Source organism: Pleomorphomonas carboxyditropha, from assembly GCF_002770725.1.
GTDB lineage: Bacteria > Pseudomonadota > Alphaproteobacteria > Rhizobiales > Pleomorphomonadaceae > Pleomorphomonas > Pleomorphomonas carboxyditropha.
This window is the reverse complement of record NZ_NQVN01000035.1, coordinates 1-16,949: the sequence shown is the minus strand read 5'-3', so window position 1 is coordinate 16,949 and position 16,949 is coordinate 1. Positions and strand designations below refer to the sequence as shown.

General features: G+C 65.6%; 14 protein-coding genes and 1 pseudogene. 12 read left to right on the top strand and 3 right to left on the bottom strand.

The window, feature by feature from the left end:
- Positions 1–5: 5 nt before the first annotated feature.
- The 4 genes from CJ014_RS25560 (at position 6) to CJ014_RS25545 (ending at position 4,499) form a co-directional block, all read left to right on the top strand.
- On the top strand, positions 6–1,523 hold the full coding sequence (locus tag CJ014_RS25560; RefSeq protein WP_100083339.1) for a mannitol dehydrogenase family protein: 1,518 nt from the start codon (positions 6–8) through the stop codon (positions 1,521–1,523).
- A 44-nt stretch (positions 1,524–1,567) separates the two neighbouring features.
- Positions 1,568–2,758, top strand: coding sequence for a mannonate dehydratase (uxuA, locus tag CJ014_RS25555; RefSeq protein WP_100083338.1), 1,191 nt, complete (start codon positions 1,568–1,570; stop codon positions 2,756–2,758).
- Positions 2,759–2,834: 76 nt separating this feature from the next.
- Positions 2,835–3,527: a GntR family transcriptional regulator gene (locus CJ014_RS25550; protein WP_100083352.1), complete on the top strand. Its 693-nt coding sequence runs from the start codon at positions 2,835–2,837 to the stop codon at positions 3,525–3,527.
- Positions 3,528–3,560: 33 nt separating this feature from the next.
- A complete protein-coding gene (locus CJ014_RS25545; RefSeq protein ID WP_100083337.1) occupies positions 3,561–4,499 on the top strand; it encodes a sugar kinase in 939 nt (312 codons plus the stop codon).
- Between the two features lie 46 nt (positions 4,500–4,545).
- On the opposite strand, the gene CJ014_RS25540 is transcribed toward CJ014_RS25545, so the two are convergent.
- The 3 genes from CJ014_RS25540 to dctP form a co-directional block, all read right to left on the bottom strand.
- Positions 4,546–6,333: a DUF2264 domain-containing protein gene (locus CJ014_RS25540; RefSeq protein ID WP_100083336.1), complete on the bottom strand. Its 1,788-nt coding sequence runs from the start codon at positions 6,331–6,333 to the stop codon at positions 4,546–4,548.
- A gap of 8 nt (positions 6,334–6,341) precedes the next feature.
- Positions 6,342–8,270: a TRAP transporter large permease gene (locus CJ014_RS25535; RefSeq protein ID WP_100083335.1), complete on the bottom strand. Its 1,929-nt coding sequence runs from the start codon at positions 8,268–8,270 to the stop codon at positions 6,342–6,344.
- Between the two features lie 103 nt (positions 8,271–8,373).
- Positions 8,374–9,360, bottom strand: a complete 987-nt coding sequence (gene dctP, locus CJ014_RS25530; RefSeq protein WP_165790999.1) for a TRAP transporter substrate-binding protein DctP — start codon at positions 9,358–9,360, stop codon at positions 8,374–8,376.
- 247 nt (positions 9,361–9,607) lie between these two features.
- On the opposite strand from dctP, the gene CJ014_RS25525 reads away from it, so the two are divergent.
- From CJ014_RS25525 to CJ014_RS25490, 8 genes and pseudogenes are all read left to right on the top strand, one after another.
- Positions 9,608–10,789 carry a YyaL domain-containing protein gene (locus tag CJ014_RS25525; protein WP_100083333.1) on the top strand — a complete coding sequence of 394 codons (1,182 nt, stop codon included), beginning with the start codon at positions 9,608–9,610 and terminating at the stop codon, positions 10,787–10,789.
- Positions 10,790–10,892: 103 nt separating this feature from the next.
- Complete coding sequence (locus tag CJ014_RS25520; protein ID WP_165790998.1) at positions 10,893–11,930, top strand: LacI family DNA-binding transcriptional regulator; 1,038 nt, start codon at positions 10,893–10,895, stop codon at positions 11,928–11,930.
- A 359-nt stretch (positions 11,931–12,289) separates the two neighbouring features.
- Positions 12,290–13,087, top strand: coding sequence for a GntR family transcriptional regulator (locus tag CJ014_RS25515; protein ID WP_100083331.1), 798 nt, complete (start codon positions 12,290–12,292; stop codon positions 13,085–13,087).
- A gap of 72 nt (positions 13,088–13,159) precedes the next feature.
- Positions 13,160–14,161, top strand: coding sequence for a TRAP transporter substrate-binding protein (locus CJ014_RS25510; protein ID WP_100083330.1), 1,002 nt, complete (start codon positions 13,160–13,162; stop codon positions 14,159–14,161).
- 129 nt (positions 14,162–14,290) lie between these two features.
- The gene (locus tag CJ014_RS25505; protein ID WP_100083329.1) at positions 14,291–14,800 is read left to right on the top strand and encodes a TRAP transporter small permease; all 510 of its coding nucleotides are present in this window, start codon (positions 14,291–14,293) and stop codon (positions 14,798–14,800) included.
- Between the two features lie 3 nt (positions 14,801–14,803).
- Positions 14,804–16,111, top strand: coding sequence for a TRAP transporter large permease (locus tag CJ014_RS25500; protein WP_100083328.1), 1,308 nt, complete (start codon positions 14,804–14,806; stop codon positions 16,109–16,111).
- A gap of 95 nt (positions 16,112–16,206) precedes the next feature.
- Complete coding sequence (locus CJ014_RS25495) at positions 16,207–16,668, top strand: NanQ anomerase/TabA/YiaL family protein (RefSeq protein ID WP_100083327.1); 462 nt, start codon at positions 16,207–16,209, stop codon at positions 16,666–16,668.
- Between the two features lie 31 nt (positions 16,669–16,699).
- Positions 16,700–16,949: pseudogene (locus CJ014_RS25490) on the top strand (hypothetical protein); the annotation flags it as partial.

Here is a 16,949-nt window from a genome sequence, read left to right as displayed (position 1 = left end):
CAACCATGTCCGACCTTTCGCAAGGCTCCGCCACCGACGGCACCGCCCCCCGCCTCTCCGAGCGCGTCCTCGCCGGCCTTCCCGCCGCCGTCGCCCGTCCGGCCTACGATCGCCGCGCCGTCGCCGCCGGTATCGTCCACCTCGGTCTCGGCGCCTTCTGCCGCGGCCATCTCGGCGTCTACACCGACGACGTCCTCGCCGCCGGCGCCACGGATTGGGGCATCGTCGGCGTCGACCTGATGTCGCCGGATATCCGCGCGGCGCTGAAGCCGCAGGACTGTCTCTATACCCTGATCAACCGGGTCGACGGGGTCGATCGCCTCCGGGTGGTCGGTTCCTTCCTCGACGTCATGGCCACCTCGGACCAGCTTGAGGAGGTGCTCGCGGTAATGTGCCGGCCGGAGATCCGCGTCGTCACCATCACCGTCACCGAGAAGGGCTACTGCCACGATCCGGCGACCGGCCGCCTCAACGAGGCCCATCCGGCGGTGATCGCCGACCTCGCCGCCCCCGAGGCGCCGAAGACGCTGCCCGGCCTCGTCGTCGAGGCGATCCGCCGCCGCCGGGCCGCCGGCGTCAAACCCTTCACCGTGCTCTCCTGCGACAACCTCGCCCAGAACGGCGTCGTCGCCAGCCGGGTCGTCACCCGCTTCGCCGAGCTCCGCGATCCCGAACTCGGCGCATGGATCGCCGGCAACATCGCCTTCCCCTGCTCGATGGTCGACCGCATCACCCCGGCCACCAGGGACGCCGAACGGGCGGCGGTCCTCAACGGCCTCGGCGTCGCCGACGCCTGGCCGGTGGTGTCCGAGCCCTTCCGCCAGTGGGCGATCGAGGACAACTTCCCGAACGGCCGTCCCGCCTGGGAGACGGTCGGCGCCACCCTCACCGACGACGTCGTTCCCTTCGAGACCATGAAGCTCAGGTGCCTCAACGGCAGCCATTCGACGCTGGCCTACCTGTCGGTGCTCGCCGGCATCGAGACGATAGCCGACGCCATGGCCGATCCCCATCTGCCGCAGGTGATCCGCAAGCTCTGGGACAAGGACATCATCGCCACCGTGCCGCCGGTGCCCGACACCGACGTCGTCGCCTACACCCACGACCTCGAGGCGCGCTACCGCAACCCGGAAATCCGCCACCTGACCATCCAGATCTCCTCGGACGGCTCGCAGAAGCTCGGGCCGCGCCTGCTGGAGCCGGCCGCCGAGCGCATCGCCGCCGGCCAAGAGGTCAAGGTGGTGCCCCTCACCGTCGCCGCCTGGATGGCCTTCCTCCTCGAAGACGACGGCAAGGGGCGGACGTGGAAGGTCGCCGACCCGATGGCCGACCGCTTGACCTCTCTCGCCCGGGCCAACGCCGGCAGCGCCGAACAGCTCGCCGGCGCGCTCCTTGCCGTCAGCGAAATCTTCCCTGCCGAAGTGGCCGGCAACGCCGCCTTCCGCGCCGCCGTCGTCGAACATCTCGACAGCCTGCTTAGCCGCGGCGTCCGCGCCACCCTCGCCGCCTTCGTCGCCGCCTGATCGGCCGACATTCCCGATTGCCCGCATTCGAAAGGACAAACACAATGGAACAGACCTGGCGCTGGTTCGGCCCCGACGATCCCGTGACGCTGACGCAGGCCCGCCAAGCCGGTGCCACCGGCATCGTCACCGCGCTCCACCACATGAACCAGGGGCAGGTGTGGACCTCCGACGAGGTCCTCAAGCGCAAGGCCGAGGTCGAAGCGGCCGGCCTCGTCTGGTCGGTCGTGGAAAGCATCGGCGTCGGCGAGGAGATCAAGACCCGCACCGGCAACTATCGCGAGAAGATCGACAACTACAAGCAGTCGATCCGCAATGTCGCCCGGGCCGGCGTGAAGACCATCTGCTACAACTTCATGGTCATCACCGACTGGAGCCGCACCAATCTGATGTACAAGCTGCCGAACGGCGCCTACGCGCTACGTTTCGACAGCGTCGACTTCGCCACCTACGACATCTTCGTGCTGAAGCGCAAGGGGGCCGAGGCGAGCTACGCGCCGGAACTGGTCGAGGCCGCCGCCGCGCGGATCGCCGCCAAGAGCGAGGCGGAGATCGCCGAGCTCGAACGGGTGCTGATCGACTGGCTGCCGGCGCGCGACTTCGCCTATACCCGCGAGACCTTCCGCGACATGCTCGAAGTCTACGCGAAGATCGGCGTCGAGGATCTCCGGGCCAACCTCGTCGATTTCCTCAAGGAAATCACCCCGGTTGCCGAGGAGGAAGGGGCGCGCCTCTGCATCCACGCCGACGATCCGTCCTTCCCGATCTTCGGCCTGCCGCGCGTCATGTCGACGGCCGACGACGTGAGGACGATGTTCGAGGCCGTGCCTGAGGAGGCCTGCGGCCTGACGCTGTGCACCGGCTCCTTCGGCTCCAACCCGAAGAACGACCTCGTCGCCATGGCCAGGGAATTCGCGCCGCGCATCCATTTCGTCCATCTCAGGAACACCACCCACGAGGCGGACGGCTCGTTCTACGAGGCCGATCACCTCGGCGGCGACACCGACCTGATCGGCGTGGCGGCGGCGATGATGGCCGAGGAGGACCGGCGCCGCTCGGTCGGCCGCGCCGACGCCGAGATCCCGTTCCGCCCCGACCACGGCCACCTCATGGGCGACGATATCGGCAAGACGATGAACCCGGGCTATTCCTTCGTCGGCCGCCTCAAGGGGCTCGCCGAGCTGCGCGGCGTCATGCAGACCATCGAGGCCTTCCGCAGCGGCAGAGTTGCCTAACCACCGTGCCCTTCCGCACCCGGGATGCTGGACGGGAGCAACCCGAATGTGACATGGTAGCATGCAACTGGAGATCATGACCTTGCCCCCCGCAGCCGACATGGGAATCGACCCCAAACAGCCGATCGGCGCCCAGGTCTATGTGCTCCTCAAGCGGATGATCCTCAGCCTGGCCCTCAAGCCCAACGAGGCGCTGAGCGAAAAGGAATTGTCGCTCAGGCTGGGGATCAGCCGTACGCCGGTGCGCGAGGCGCTGATCCGCCTCGCCGACGAAGCGCTGGTCGACGTCTTCCCCCAGCGCGGCACCTTCGTCTCGCCGATCCGGACGTCGGAGGTGCTCGAGGCCCAGTTCCTGCGCGAGGCGCTGGAGGCGGCGGTGGCCCGGCGGGCGGCGGAGGCGCCGTCGCCGAAGCTCCTGCGGGAGATGTCGGCCCTGCTCAAGCGCCAGCAGCAGGCGGCGGTCGCCGGCGAGCCGGAAGAGTACCTGCCGCTCGACGAGGCCTTCCACCGCGCCATCAGCGACGGCATCGCCATGCCGCGGGCCTGGCGGCTCATCCAGAGCGTCAAGGGGCAGATGGATCGCGTCCGCTTCCTGAGCTTGCCCAACAAGCCGCATCTGCTGCTCTTGACCGAGCAGCACACCGAGATCTTCCGGGCCATCGAGGCCCACGATCCGGACCGTGCCGAGGCCGCGATGCGCCATCACCTGCGGGAAGTCCTCAAGACCATCCATGAACTGGCCGCCGAAATGCCGTCGATCTTCGCCTGACGGCCTTTGGCAGCGCCGAATCCAGAGAGCCAGATGTCCCCGAAAAAGCAGAAAGTCGTCGCCTTCGGCGAATGCATGATCGAGCTGCGCACCGCAGGTCATGGCCTGATGCGGCAGTCATTTGCCGGCGACACGCTGAACACCTGCATCTATCTGGCGCGCCTGGCCGATGGCGCCTACGGCGTCGACTACGCGACTGCCATCGGCGACGGCGATCCCTATTCGGAGGGTATGCTGGCGGCCTGGACCGACGAAGGCATAGGCAACGGCCTGGCGCTGCGGCGGCAGGGGGAATTGCCGGGGCTTTATGCCATCAGCGTCGACGACACCGGCGAGCGCAGCTTCCACTATTGGCGCCGGGATGCGGCGGTTCGCCGCTATTTTGACGCACCGTCGACGCCGCTCGAGCGGCAGATCGGCGATATCGACCTGTTCTACGTCAGCGGCATCAGCCTCGCCATCCTGCCGCCGGCCGGCCGCGACCGTCTGCTGGCGGCAATGGCCGCGGTGAAGGCCGCCGGCGGCCGTGTCGTCTTCGACAACAACTATCGGCCGAAACTCTGGGCCTCGGCCGAAGAGGCGCTGGAGGTCTACCGCCGAGCTTATGCGCTGGCCGACATTGCCCTGGTCACGCTCGGCGATGAGATCGAGGTTCTCGGCGGGATCGGAGAAGCGGACGCGATCGAAACGATCTGCGGCTATCCCTGCCCGGAGATCGTCATCAAGCGCGGATCGGCGCCGGTGCTGCTATGCCTTGCCGGCAAGGAGAGGGGCGAGGTCGCCGTCGAGCCGGTGGCCAGGGTGGTGGATACCACCGCCGCCGGCGATTCCTTCGGTGCCGGCTATCTCGCCGCGCGGCTGCGCGGAATGGCGCCGACCGAAGCCGCCGCCACCGGCAGCCGCCTGGCGGCAACCGTCATCCAGCATCCCGGTGCCATCATTCCGTTGGCGGCGATGCCGAAGCTCTTCTGATATTGCTGCCACCACGTCTCGACGCGCCGCGCCAAGCGCTCCGGCCTCAGCGCACCTGCGACCGCCTCAGGTCGAGGAAGGCCGCGAGCCGGTCGTCGCCGGACCGCTCGGCCAGCCAGAAGCCGTGCGTGATCGTATGCTCGCCGGCGGCAAGCTCGAGCCTCAGGCCGGGAACGCGGGTCCGCGGACAGGCGGTGTTGCTGTTGATGCGCGCGCAGTCGAAAAGGCTTCGGGGATGGCCATCGAGGGACAGGATGCCCGAGACGGCATTCTCGCCGGTGAGCACCACGGCGGGCGTCGTGCCGCCCGCATCGACCCGCGACGCATCGCGGTGCCATTCGTTGACCGCGAAACCGGTCTCGACGACGACGGCCGGCCGGTCGAGGTGGAAGCGGTGGCGGCGAACGAACAAGCCCTCGCCAACAGGCTCGATCTCCGTCAGGACGCGCTGGGCGCCGGTGGTCCAGTCGACGCCCAGGCGGTCGGCCGTGATCTCGGCCTCGCCGTTGGCGAGACGCATCTGCCAGTTGGCTCCGCCGTCGAAGCTGAAGGCGAGAATGTTGTCCCCGAAGACGCCGTTCGCCGCGTATTGCAACGCGCCGACGTCGAAGCCGCAGAGGGTCGAGTAAGCGAACTTGTTGTATTTGTCGATCTGCAGCCAGCGGTGGATCGGCGCCGCATAGTGGACGATCGAGTGCCCATCCACATGCTGGACCAGCGTCCGGTTGGCCGGCATGGCGCGGATCGGCGTCCGCTTTTGCAGAGGTTCTTCCTCGACCCGCCAGAAGGGATGATCCTCCGCCAGCATCAGGGGCAGGAAGGCTTTCATCGCCCAGTAGGGCGAGGTGGGGGAGTTGTAAGTCTCGCACACCTGAAGGTTGGGATAGCCCGAACCCCGGGAGAGAATGCCGTCCGGCGTGAAGACGGGCTTGTCCCGCCAGCAGCGGATCTGCCGCGCCCACAGTCCCTTGACGACGCCGAGCGGCAACGGCGCCTCCCCGGCGACGGCCAGCAGCCCCCAGAAGGCCGACGTGGCGAAGCGGTAGACCAGCGACCGGCCGACGGCGAGCGCTTCGCCATTCTCGGCGAACCAATGGCTGAAGGGCGCGGCAAAAGCCGCGGCGCGGCGGCGCGCCAGAGCGGAGAATTCGTCGCCGCCGCTCAGCACCGCGCGGAGCAGGCCATAGAAATGCATGGCGAAGGCGCCATAATGGTCGACGGCGCCGGAACCGCCGTCGCCATACCAGCCGTCGCCGAGATACCAGCTGGCGAGACGGTCGAGGGAACGCCGTTCGAGGGCGTCGTCGACGAGATCGCCCCGCCCGACGCGCCTGAGGCCGGCCTGGGCCAGAACGGGGAAGTAGAGCCAGTTGTTGTCCGACATCCGCTTGCTCTGGATGCCGGCGAGCCAGGTCGCCAGCCTGTCCTGCTCCGGCTGGGCGAGGAGGTCCCAGCTATGTCCCGGAACCAGCGCCAGCAGGAAACCGACCGCCGCCGCCTCGACGCTGCGCTGGTCGAGATCGCCGATGGCGCCCCAATAGTGCGGATGGGCCGGATCGGTGCCCTGCCTGAGAGCCTCGATGAAGATAGGCCAATCGGCGAAGGCGCCGCCGCCGGCGAGCAGCGGCGCCAGCCCCCAGAACGGACGCGCGACGCCCTCGAGGCTGGAGGCGCGCATGTCGAAATTGGCGGCGCCTTCTTCGAGGTCGAGAGCGGCGCCCTGCGCGCGGACATGCGGGACGAGCGGGGCGATCAGGCAACGGGCGGCCTGCTGGAAATCGCTCCGGCTCACAAGCGGATTGTCCGAGAAGCCCCGGAGGTGGGTGCGATGCATGATGGATCTCACAGGCCGAGCAGGCGCGGCAGCAGCATCGACAGGGCGGGAACGTAGGTAACCAGCAGCAGGCCGACGATCTGGACCGCGAATATCGGCAGGAGCGGCCGCGTGACCGCGGTGATCTTCTCGCCGGTCAGGGAGCAGGAGACGAACAGCACGGTGCCGACCGGCGGCGTCACGACGCCCATCGAAAGATTGTAGACCATGATGATGCCGAAATGCACGGGGTCGACGCCGAGGGCGGTGACGATCGGATAGAAGATCGGCGTGAAGATGAGCTGCGCCGGCGCCATGTCCATGAAGGTGCCGACAACGAGCAGCGCCACGTTGATCAGCAGCAGGATGACGTACTTGTTGTCGCTCAGCGTCGTCAGAATCTCGCCGATGGTATCGGGAATGCTGGCGAAGGTCATCGACCAGCTCATCAGGTTGGAGCAGGCGATCAGGAACATGATCACGCCGGTGGCGATGGCGGTGTCAACCAGCACGTTGACGAAGCTGCGGAGCGTGAGGCCGCGATAGATGATGGCGAGCACGAAGCTGTAGAGCACCGCGATGCCGGAGCCTTCGGTCGCGGTGAAGGCACCCGCGACGATGCCGCCGATCACGATGAAGATAAGCAGCATGCTCGGCAGCGCGCGCAGGAAGACCTGGCTGGTCTCCGAGAAGCTGTAGGGCGAGCGGTCGACCGGATAGTTGCGGCGACGGGCGTAGAAATAGGCGACCACCATCACCGCGACGCCCATGATGATGCCCGGCAGGTAGCCGGCGACGAACAGCGACACCACCGAGGCGGTACCTCCCGTCAACAGCGAATAGACGATGAGAGCGCCGGACGGCGGGATCAGCATGCCCGTCGGAGCCGAGGCGGCGTTGACGGCGGTGGTGATCGCCATGTCGTATTTCTCTTCGCGCGCGGCCGGCGTCATCACGCCGCCGATGGCGGTGGCGGCGGCGATGCCGGAACCGGAGATCGAGCCGAACAGCATGTTGGCGACGACGTTCGTCTGCCATAGATTGCCGGGAATACGGCGGCCGAGCAGCCGGGCGAAGTCGATCAGCCGGCGGGCGATGCCGGCCTCGTTCATGATGGCGCCGGCGAGCACGAAGAAGGGCAGCGCCAGGAAACCGAAATTGTCGAGACCGTTGAAGATCTTCTCGCCCATGGTCGAGAACAGCGAGTCGACATCGATCTGCAGGCTGAGCGTCAGGATGCCGGCGAAGGCAAGGCCGATGGCGATGGGCGCGCCGCAGATCAGCAAGGCGAACAGCGTGCCGAACAGCACGACGACCGAGAAGACTTCGATATGGTCCGACGCCCAGGCCTCGTAGGTCAAGGTGCCGCGGAACCAGGCGATCGCCGCCACGATCGCCGCGAGGACGACGATCGATTTCACGGTGGAGACGGCATTTCTCCGATCCTCGCCGATCAGGCGGCAGAGATCGACGATCTGGGACAGGCAGATCAACACACCGGCGATGAAGATGACGCTTTGCAGGGTGCCGATCGACACCCGCAGCATGGGCGTGAAGGTCTGGCTGTTGGCGATCACCGACCAGTAGCCGCCCCACGTCAGCAGCGCGCCGAACAGCAGCGTGACGCAGTGGTTGAACACCGTCACCTGCCGGGCCGCCGCCGGTGGCAGCGCATCGACCAGCAGCGGCAGGCTGAGATGGCGGCCGAGCATGAAGCAGTAGGCCGATCCGACAATGCCCATCCAGATCAGCGAGTAGCGGAGCAGCTCGTCGGTAATCGTGCTCGGCGCGTTGAAGAAATAACGCGACACCACCTGGTAGATGACCAGCACCGACATGAAGGCCAGCATCACCGCCATCAGGTTCCGCACCAGCACGATCAGCGACAGATAGCCGCTCCGGAACAGATTGCCGACGCCGGGGCGCGCGGGAACCGTGTGGTCAGGTTCGAAGGTCATCGTCGCTCATCCTGATGTCCGGCCATGGCCGGAAGACCGGCGAGCGGACAGGTTGTTGCCGAGGAAGCCTGGCGGGCGCCGGCGGCACCCGCCGATGCGTGAATCAGAGCGACCGGCCTTCGAGTTTGAAGATCGCCTCGATCAGCGGCGCCTTGGCAGGGTCCGCCTTGGCGGCCTGGTACATGGGCTCGACGGCGGCGATCAGCGGCGCCTTGTCGATGTCGACCACGGTGACGCCCAACTGGTCGATCGCCTTCTGGAGATCGCGCACGTCGTCGGAATCGGCCTTCTCAACCGACCGGCGGGAAATGTCGGCAAAGACGTCGTTGACGGTCTTGAGGTCCTCGGGCGTCAGCCCCTTCTGGAACTTGTCGCTGGTGAGCAGGAAGTCGGTGAGGCGGGTCTGCTCGGTACGCAGCGCATATTTCGCCACTTCGCCGAACTTTGCCGAATAGAGCCCGGCAAGGCCGCCCTCGGCGCCGTCGACCACGCCCTGCTGCAGGCCGGCATAAAGCTCGCCGAAGGCGAGCGGCGTCGGCACCGCGCCGAACAGCTGGAGCATCTCGAGATAGGTCGGCGAATTGATCGAGCGCAGCTTGAGGCCCTTGAGGTCGGCGGCGCTCTGGACCGGCTTGACGGTGTAGATGGAGCGGAAGCCCGAGCTCAGGAAACCGAGCGGGGCGAAATTGTGCTGGGCGGACGACTCGAACAGCGCCGCGCGTACCTCCGGGCTGGTCATCACCGTCTGATATTCTTCCGAGGTGCGGAACATGTACGGCAGGTTGACCACGCCATAGGCCGGGATGACGTTCTCCAGCACGCCGGAATTGACGAGACCGGCGTCGATCACGCCCTTCTGGATCTGCTGGAAATAGTCGAGCTGGTCGCCGAGGACGCTGTTGGCGAACACCTTGAAGGTCACCCGTCCTTCGGTCTTTTCGGCAACGGTCTTGGCGAACTCGGCGATCATCTCGCCGGCCGTGCTTTCTTCCGAAACATTGGTGGCGATCTTGAAGGTCTTCGCCTCGGCCGCCGTGGCGACGAGGGTCACCGCGCAGACGGCGCCGATCAGCTTCAGTGTCAGGGACATCAACATTTCCTCCCAGGTGTTGCCGGAGGCGCCTCGCACCTTCGGCGTTGAACCGATTACCCGCCAGCCCCCTTCGGAAGTCGATCCTTCCGCGGCGTCCCTCCTCGGGCATGCGCCGCTTGGCGGCGGCGGGCGGCTGGAATGATCCTTAGCTAAATCCGCCCGAAACGAAAATCAAGGAAATTTCGTAATTGACGAAAAAACGAAAATACACGAAAACTCCGGCACCCCGCTATGGAGGACCTGCATGAGCATCTTCGCCGACCACTATTTCACCCAGGAGGCGACGGCGATCGTCGCCGATGACCATCAGGCAGCTCTCGAAAGATGCGTGGTACGCCTGCGCGAGCAGATGCCGGTCATCGGCCTGCGCAACCCCAAGATCGGCACGGCCGGCAACCGGTGGATCTACTGCGACGGTCCGGACTGGGTGATGGGATTTTATAGCGGCGAGCTTTGGCTGGCCCATCAGCTGACGGGCGACCCGGCGTTCGCCGACGCCGCACGGGCGCGGCGGCCCGATTTCCGTTGCGTGCTGGAAAATCAGCGCTTCCGCGATCATGATCTCGGCTTCCAGTTCTCGCTGCATTCGGTGGCCGAGTGGCTGATGACCGGCGACGGGACGGCCCGACGCATGGGGCTCGAAGCGGCCACGTTCCTGATGGAGCGGTTCCGCCCGGAAGGCGGCTACATTCAGGCGTGGGCGCCGCGCGGGCCGGACGACAGGGCGCACGCCGCCTTCGTCGCCGGCCGGATGATCGCCGACACCATGCAGAACCTGGCCTTGCTGATCTGGGCCTGGCGTGAAACCGGGATCGCCGATTTCCGCGCGGTGGCGCTTGGCCATGCCCGCACGACGGCCCGCCATCTGGTCCGCCAGGACGACACGGCCTTCCACACCTATGTGTTCGATCCGGCAAGCGGCGCGCCGCTCCGCGGCGAGACGCACCAGGGCTTTGCCGATGACAGCTGCTGGGCGCGCGGCCAGGCGTGGCTGATCCATGGATTCGCCCAGACCTACGTGACGACCGGCGAAAGGGACATGCTCGACACTGCCCGGCGGCTGGCCGCCAAGGCGGAGGAATTGACGGGCAACCGGAGGGTTCCGGTCTGGGACTATCGGCTGCCGGCGAGCGAGCCGCAGCATGTCGACAGTTCCGCCGCCGCCATCATGGCATCCGGCCTCTACATCCTGTCCGGCGCGGTGGAAAGTGACGAATCCAACCGCTGGCGGAGCTTCGCCGATCGCCTCGTCGCCGGCCTCCTGGCCGAATGCGACCTGACGGGCGCGCCGGGCGCCCAGGGATTCCTCGGCCATGGGGCGGCCCATGTTCCCGCCGGCCGTGTCGACGCCATGCTGCCCTACGGCGACTACTATTTCATGGAGGCGCTGATGCGTTCGCTCGGGCACGATCGGTTTTTCTGGTGAAGAAAATAGAGCTGCCGCCGACGTGCACGAAAATTTTGCGAAATTTCCGTCGAGATTTCCTATGCTGACGGCCAGTCAGGGATTCGATGCGGAAGCTCATCAGATGAACGAAAAGCCAGCAGTGGCTCCGACCCTCAAGGATCTTGCCGAGGCAACGGGTCTGTCCATTCCAGCCATCTCGAAGGTGCTGAACAACCGCAAAGGGGTGAGCGCCGCCAATCGGGCTCTGGTCGTCCGCGCCGCCGAGGAAATCGGCTACCGTGGCCGGGGGCGACGGCCGGGGATAGGGCGGCTCGATGCCGCCGTCGTGGTGACGCTCGAGCACTACTTCACCAACGACGTGTTCTACGGCGACATCCTCGACGTCGTGCTCGATCAGGCCAGGACCGAAGGCCTCAACATCGACCTTGGGATCGTCCCCGGCGCAAGCGCCGGCACGCCGGCTGCCTATCCCATCCAGGACGATGGCGATCAGCGCGGCATCATCCTCGTTGGCGTCGACAATCCGGCCGTGGTCGAGATGGTGGCCGCGAGCGGCCGGCCGGCGGTCCTGCTCAACGGCATGGACCGCTACATGCGGGTGTCGTCGGTTTCGCCGGACTACAATTTCGGCGGCTGGCGCGCGACGCAGCATCTGCTTGAGCTCGGCCACCGGGACATCCTGCATGTGTCGCATATTCACCGGGAGTCGTTGCGTCAGCGTCTGCTCGGCTTTCGTGGCGCCCTCGAGGAGGCCGGCATCGCCTTCGATCCGGCGCGGCATTTCCTCGATCTTGGCGCGCCCGACATGCTGACCATGTCCTGCTGGGAGATGGTCGCCGCGAATCTGTCCCGGCGATCGACTGTTCCGACGGGGATCGTCTGCGCCAATGACATGTCGGCGCTCGGCGTCATGCAGGCGGTCGCCTCGCTCGGCCTGTCGGTACCCGGCGATGTCTCGGTCATTGGTTTCGACGGCCTGGCGCTGGCGGCGCACGCGACGCCTCCCCTGACGACGATGGAGATCGATCGTTCCGATATGGCCCGCACGGCCGTCCGGCTGCTGATCGACCAGGCCCGGGAGGGAACGGCGACCGCCCGCCGCCTGGCGCTCGGCGTCAATATCGTCGAGCGGGACTCCACGGCGCCGCCGCGCACCTGACGCCTGCAGGAGACTCCCTAGCTATCGATCGACGGGCGCGGCGCATGACGCCACGTGAGGATGTCGCGCGCATTTTCAGTCGCACCATCGATGGAGATGGCGTCGTATGTCCTTGGAGCGATAGCCCCGGACATGTCCGGCCGCCGCTCCAGGCTTTTGTTTGCGCAAGAATTTTGGGTCCGCTTTTCGGTCCGAGGCTTCAGAAATTCGACTTAAGTCGCGCTCGGGATCTACCGTATGGCAATGAAAGCATATCTTATATACAAGATATGTAAGAGACGGTGGAGCGGAGCGGGATGTCGGAGGAGCTATTCACAACCGTATGGAGAGTTGGCCAGCCGGCCAGCCCGAGCCGTGTGATGAACGCCGCGCAGCTCATCCACTTCCATCTTCGCAACGAGATCATTTCGATGCGCCGGCGGCCGGGCGAACCGGTCAATGAAAAGGATATCGCCCAGACATACCGGGTCAGCCGCACCCCGGTCCGGGAGGCGCTGCTGCGCCTGTCCGAGGAGGGGCTGATCGATATCGTCGCCAAGTCCGGGACGATCGTTTCGCGAATCCCCGCCGACGAACTGCCCGAGGCGATCCTGGCCCGTAAAGCCATTGAGCAGATGACGGCGCGCATGGCGGCGGAACTCGCCGCGAAGAGCGACATTCTCAAGCTGCGCGCCATCGTGGAGCGGCAGAACGAAGCGCTGAGGTCGAACGACATCAACGGCTTTCACGAAGAGGACGAGGCGCTGCATCGGGCCATCATGGGCGCCGCCGGGTACCCCGGCATCTGGCGCTTCGTCGAAGAGATCAAGGTGCAGCTCGACCGGTTCCGGCGGCTCACCCTGCCGCAGGCGCATCGCATGGAGCGGGCGCTTGCCGAACACACCGAGCTGGTCGACGCTATCGGCGCCGGTAATCCGGAGAGGGCGGCGACGGTCATCGGCAACCACCTCGATTGGCTCGGGGCCAGCCTGGCCGAGATCCGGGAGATAAACCCGGACTACTTCTCCGGGAATCCGGAAGATGCGCACTCTCGATGGATTCGAAGGGCGCTTGCGCCAGCAGCCAACCCGGTGACGTTCGGAGGCAGCCGCTTCGACGAACCGGACCGTGACCCTCACGGAAGGCACAGGGAAATCAAGGGCCATGAGGGCGCTTGAATCAGCGTCCTGCCTGCCTGCGGGCAGACAGGCGTTCTTGGAAAAAACGACTTCACAAAGCGGAGGAAACAGATGAAATACGCGTCCTATCTTTCAGTTGTTGCCGGAGCCATTGCTCTGTCCGCTGTCATTCCCGCCGGGATCGGCGCGGCTTCGGCCGCCCCGGTGGTGTTCGAGATCGCCTTCAATCAGACCGAAACGCACCCTCAGTTCAAGGCGTTGCAGATGTTCGCCGAGGGTCTGAAGGCACGCACCAACGGCGAATACACGGCCGAAGTGTTCCCGAACGAGCTGCTCGGTGCCCAGAAGGAAACCGTGGAGATGGTCCAGACCGGCACGATCGCCATGTCGGTCGCGGCCGCCAGCCTGCTGGAAAGCTGGAACCCCGACTTCTCGGTGTTCAACCTGCCCTATCTCTTCAACAGCATCGAGGAACAGAAGAAGGTCCTCAACAATCCCGAGATCGTCGGCGACCTCTACAAGTCGGTTTCCGACCAGAGCGTGATCGTTCTCGGCTCCTTCACCGCCGGGGCGCGTTCGGTCTATCTCAAGGACCGCTTCGTCAAGACGCCCGCCGATCTCGCCGGCGAGAAGATTCGCGTCATGCAGTCGGACACCAACGTCCAGATGATGAAGCACATGGGCGGCGTCGGCATCGCCATGGGACAGGGTGAAGTCTACACCGCCATCCAGACCGGCGTTCTCGACGGCGGCGAGAACAACGAGATCGTCTATTCATCCCTCAAGCAGGTCGAAGTGGCCCCGTACTACTCCTATACGCGCCACCTGATGATTCCCGACTATCTCGTGATGAACGTCGACCTCTACAACGGCCTGCCGGACGACATCAAGACGATCCTGACGGAAGAGCTGGCCAAGGCCTTCGACTTCGAATTCGACGCCTTCGCGGCCGACGCCGCCAAGGCCCGGGCCGAAGCCGAAAAGGCCGGCGGCAAGTTCAGCGAGGATGTCGACATGGCGGCGTTCCGGGCCGCCGTCAAGCCGCTGGTCGACAGCAAGCTGACCAACGACGTGACCAAGACGATCTATCAGAAGATCGAGGCGTTGCGCTGATCTTACGAGTTGCCCCGGTCGTCGTTGCCGCCGCGAGCGGATGGCGACCGGGGAACCGCCTGCTTCGCTTCGCCACAAGGACGCCGGTAATCCCGGGCGATCGCCGATCCCGGGACGGGGGTTGAACCAATGGAAACGATCAAGCGAAGGATCGACCAGATCCTTGCCTTCTGCTGCATCCTGCTGTGCGGACTTCTCACCGTCGTCGTGACCTGGCAGGTGGTCGCCCGCTATGTCCTCAACAGTCCCGGCGCCCAGTCGGAAGAGCTGGCCAAGATCATGTTCGTCTGGCTGACGCTGTTCTCGGCGGCGCTGCTGTTCGGCGAAAAGGGGCACATGAACATCGGCATTCTCTGCGACGCGTTGCCGACCAGATGGAATCTCTCGCTCCAGATACTGACCAGCGTGCTGATCCTGATCTTCTGCTTCGCCATTCTGGTGGTGGGAGGATGGGACGCCGTCGGCCGCACCATGCGCCAGACCAACGCCGCCATTCCCTACCTGTCCACGGGGCAGATCTATCTGGCGCTGCCGATCTGCGGCGTCTTCTCCAGTTTCTACTGCGTCTACAACATCGTCACCGATTTCCGGCGGCTGGCCGGTGCCATTTTGGGCGAGCGCCCGCAGCAGGGGGGCTGATCAATGCCGAACGCCGCAGACATCGGGCTGATCATGCTCATCAGCATCCCGATCCTTCTCGCCATCGGGGTGCCGATCAGCATCAGCATGGGCATCGGTTCCGTCCTGGCCATGGCCACCGTCTTCACTTTCGACCGGATGGCGATCACGGCGGCCCAGCGCATCTTCACCGGCGTCAACAGCTTCTCGCTGCTGGCGATCCCCTTCTTCGTCCTCGCCGGCATCATCATGACCAACGGCGGCATCGCGCGACGGCTGATCAACTTCGCCAAGGCCTTGATCGGATTCATTCCCGGCGCGCTGATGCAGACCAACATCGTCGCCAACATGCTGTTCGGCTCGATCAGCGGCTCCGGAGTGGCCGCGGCGGCAGCGATCGGCGGCGCCATCGGGCCGCAGCAGAAGGCCGACGGCTACGATCCGGCAGCGGCTGCCGCCGCCAATATCGCATCCGCGCCATCCGGCATGCTCATCCCTCCCAGCAATACCTTCATCATCTACTCGCTGGCGAGCGGCGGCACCTCGGTCGCGGCCCTGTTCATCGCCGGCTACATTCCGGGCATCCTGTGGGGCCTGGCCTGCATCATCCCGGCGCTGCTCTATGCGCGCCGCGCCGGCCACCGGGCGCAGGGCCTGGCCAAGTTCAAGGAGAACTTCCGGGTCACCATCGAGGCGATGCCGGCGCTTTTCCTGATCGTGCTCATCGTCGGCGGCATCATCTCCGGCATTTTCACGCCGACGGAAGCAAGCTGCATCGCGGTCGTCTATGTCCTGATCCTGTCCTTCGCCTACCGGACCATCACGGTCCAGATGATCCCGGGCTTCCTGCTCGATACCGCCAAAACCACCGGCATGATCATCTTCATGATCGGTATCTCGGCGGTCATGGGCTGGATCATGGCCTACGCCAAGATCCCCAACATCATCGCCACGTCGCTGCTGGGCATCACCGACAATCCCGTTCTCATCATGGTGATGATGAACATCATCATGCTGCTGCTGGGCTGCGTCATGGATCCGACCCCGGCGATTCTCATCTTCGCGCCGATCTTCCTGCCGATCGCCATCTCGCTCGGGTTCGATCCCGTGCATTTCGGCGTGATCATGGTCTTCAACATGTGCATCGGCACCATCACGCCGCCGGTCGGGCCCATCCTGTTTGTCGGCTGTCGCATCGCCAAACTCAGAATCGAGGACGTGTTCAGGCCGCTGCTGCTCTACTTCGTGGTGCTGGTCGCGATGCTTTTCGTGGTCACCTTCATCCCCGCGCTGTCGCTGGCCCTGCCCCAGGCGGCGGGATTGATAAGATAGGATCGCTTTTCGCGGGTCGCGGAACCGCTCGCCTATCTTGCCGACAACAGGGGGCCGGCACGCCGGCCCCACACGCATTTCCAGGAGAAAGCCCGATGTATCTCAGCCATATCGCCACGCTCGACCGCGATGCCGCCAACCTGCCCGAGGACATCCGGCGCGGCCTCGGGTTCCTGGCCGGAACCGATATCGCCGCCCTGCCGGCCGGCCGCATCGACATCGACGGCGACCGCCTGTTCGCGCTGATCCAGGACTACGAGACGGCGCCGAAGGCCGACAAGCGGCCCGAGTCGCACGCCCGCTATATCGACATCCAGTATGTGGCGAGCGGCCGCGAGGTGATCGGCTACGCGCCGCTGGCCGGCGACAATCCGGTGGCCGAGGACCTGCTCGACAGCCGCGACGTGCAGTTCTTTTCGGCGGTGGCCGACGAGACCGACCTGGTGCTCGGCACCGGCGCCTATGCCGTCTTCCATCCCACCGACATCCACCGGCCCGGCTGCGCCGCCGGCGCGCCTGCCAGGGTGCGCAAGGTCGTGGTCAAGATCCTCGCCTGATTTCCCCAACCCGTCATTATCGGAGGCAACAATGGATATTCGCTATTCGGCCAACCAGAAGGACTTCAAGCGCTACACCACCGAGGAGACGCGCGCCGAGTTCCTGATCGACAACCTCTACGTCGACGACCAGGTGGTCGCCGTCTATTCCCACGTCGACCGCATGGTGACGCTCGGCTGCAAGCCGGTCAGCGAGGCGGTGCCGCTCGACAAGGGCATCGACTGCATGAAGAACTTCGGCACCGCCTACATCCTGGAGCGCCGCGAGATCGGCATCTTCA

Coding starts and splice junctions, on each gene's coding strand:
- CJ014_RS25560 (WP_100083339.1), top strand. CDS start 6: ATGTCCGACCTTTCGCAAGGCTCCGCCACCGACGGCACCGCCCCCCGC.
- uxuA (WP_100083338.1), top strand. CDS start 1,568: ATGGAACAGACCTGGCGCTGGTTCGGCCCCGACGATCCCGTGACGCTG.
- CJ014_RS25550 (WP_100083352.1), top strand. CDS start 2,835: ATGACCTTGCCCCCCGCAGCCGACATGGGAATCGACCCCAAACAGCCG.
- CJ014_RS25545 (WP_100083337.1), top strand. CDS start 3,561: ATGTCCCCGAAAAAGCAGAAAGTCGTCGCCTTCGGCGAATGCATGATC.
- CJ014_RS25540 (WP_100083336.1), bottom strand. CDS start 6,333: ATGCATCGCACCCACCTCCGGGGCTTCTCGGACAATCCGCTTGTGAGC.
- CJ014_RS25535 (WP_100083335.1), bottom strand. CDS start 8,270: ATGACCTTCGAACCTGACCACACGGTTCCCGCGCGCCCCGGCGTCGGC.
- dctP (WP_165790999.1), bottom strand. CDS start 9,360: ATGTCCCTGACACTGAAGCTGATCGGCGCCGTCTGCGCGGTGACCCTC.
- CJ014_RS25525 (WP_100083333.1), top strand. CDS start 9,608: ATGAGCATCTTCGCCGACCACTATTTCACCCAGGAGGCGACGGCGATC.
- CJ014_RS25520 (WP_165790998.1), top strand. CDS start 10,893: ATGAACGAAAAGCCAGCAGTGGCTCCGACCCTCAAGGATCTTGCCGAG.
- CJ014_RS25515 (WP_100083331.1), top strand. CDS start 12,290: ATGAACGCCGCGCAGCTCATCCACTTCCATCTTCGCAACGAGATCATT.
- CJ014_RS25510 (WP_100083330.1), top strand. CDS start 13,160: ATGAAATACGCGTCCTATCTTTCAGTTGTTGCCGGAGCCATTGCTCTG.
- CJ014_RS25505 (WP_100083329.1), top strand. CDS start 14,291: ATGGAAACGATCAAGCGAAGGATCGACCAGATCCTTGCCTTCTGCTGC.
- CJ014_RS25500 (WP_100083328.1), top strand. CDS start 14,804: ATGCCGAACGCCGCAGACATCGGGCTGATCATGCTCATCAGCATCCCG.
- CJ014_RS25495 (WP_100083327.1), top strand. CDS start 16,207: ATGTATCTCAGCCATATCGCCACGCTCGACCGCGATGCCGCCAACCTG.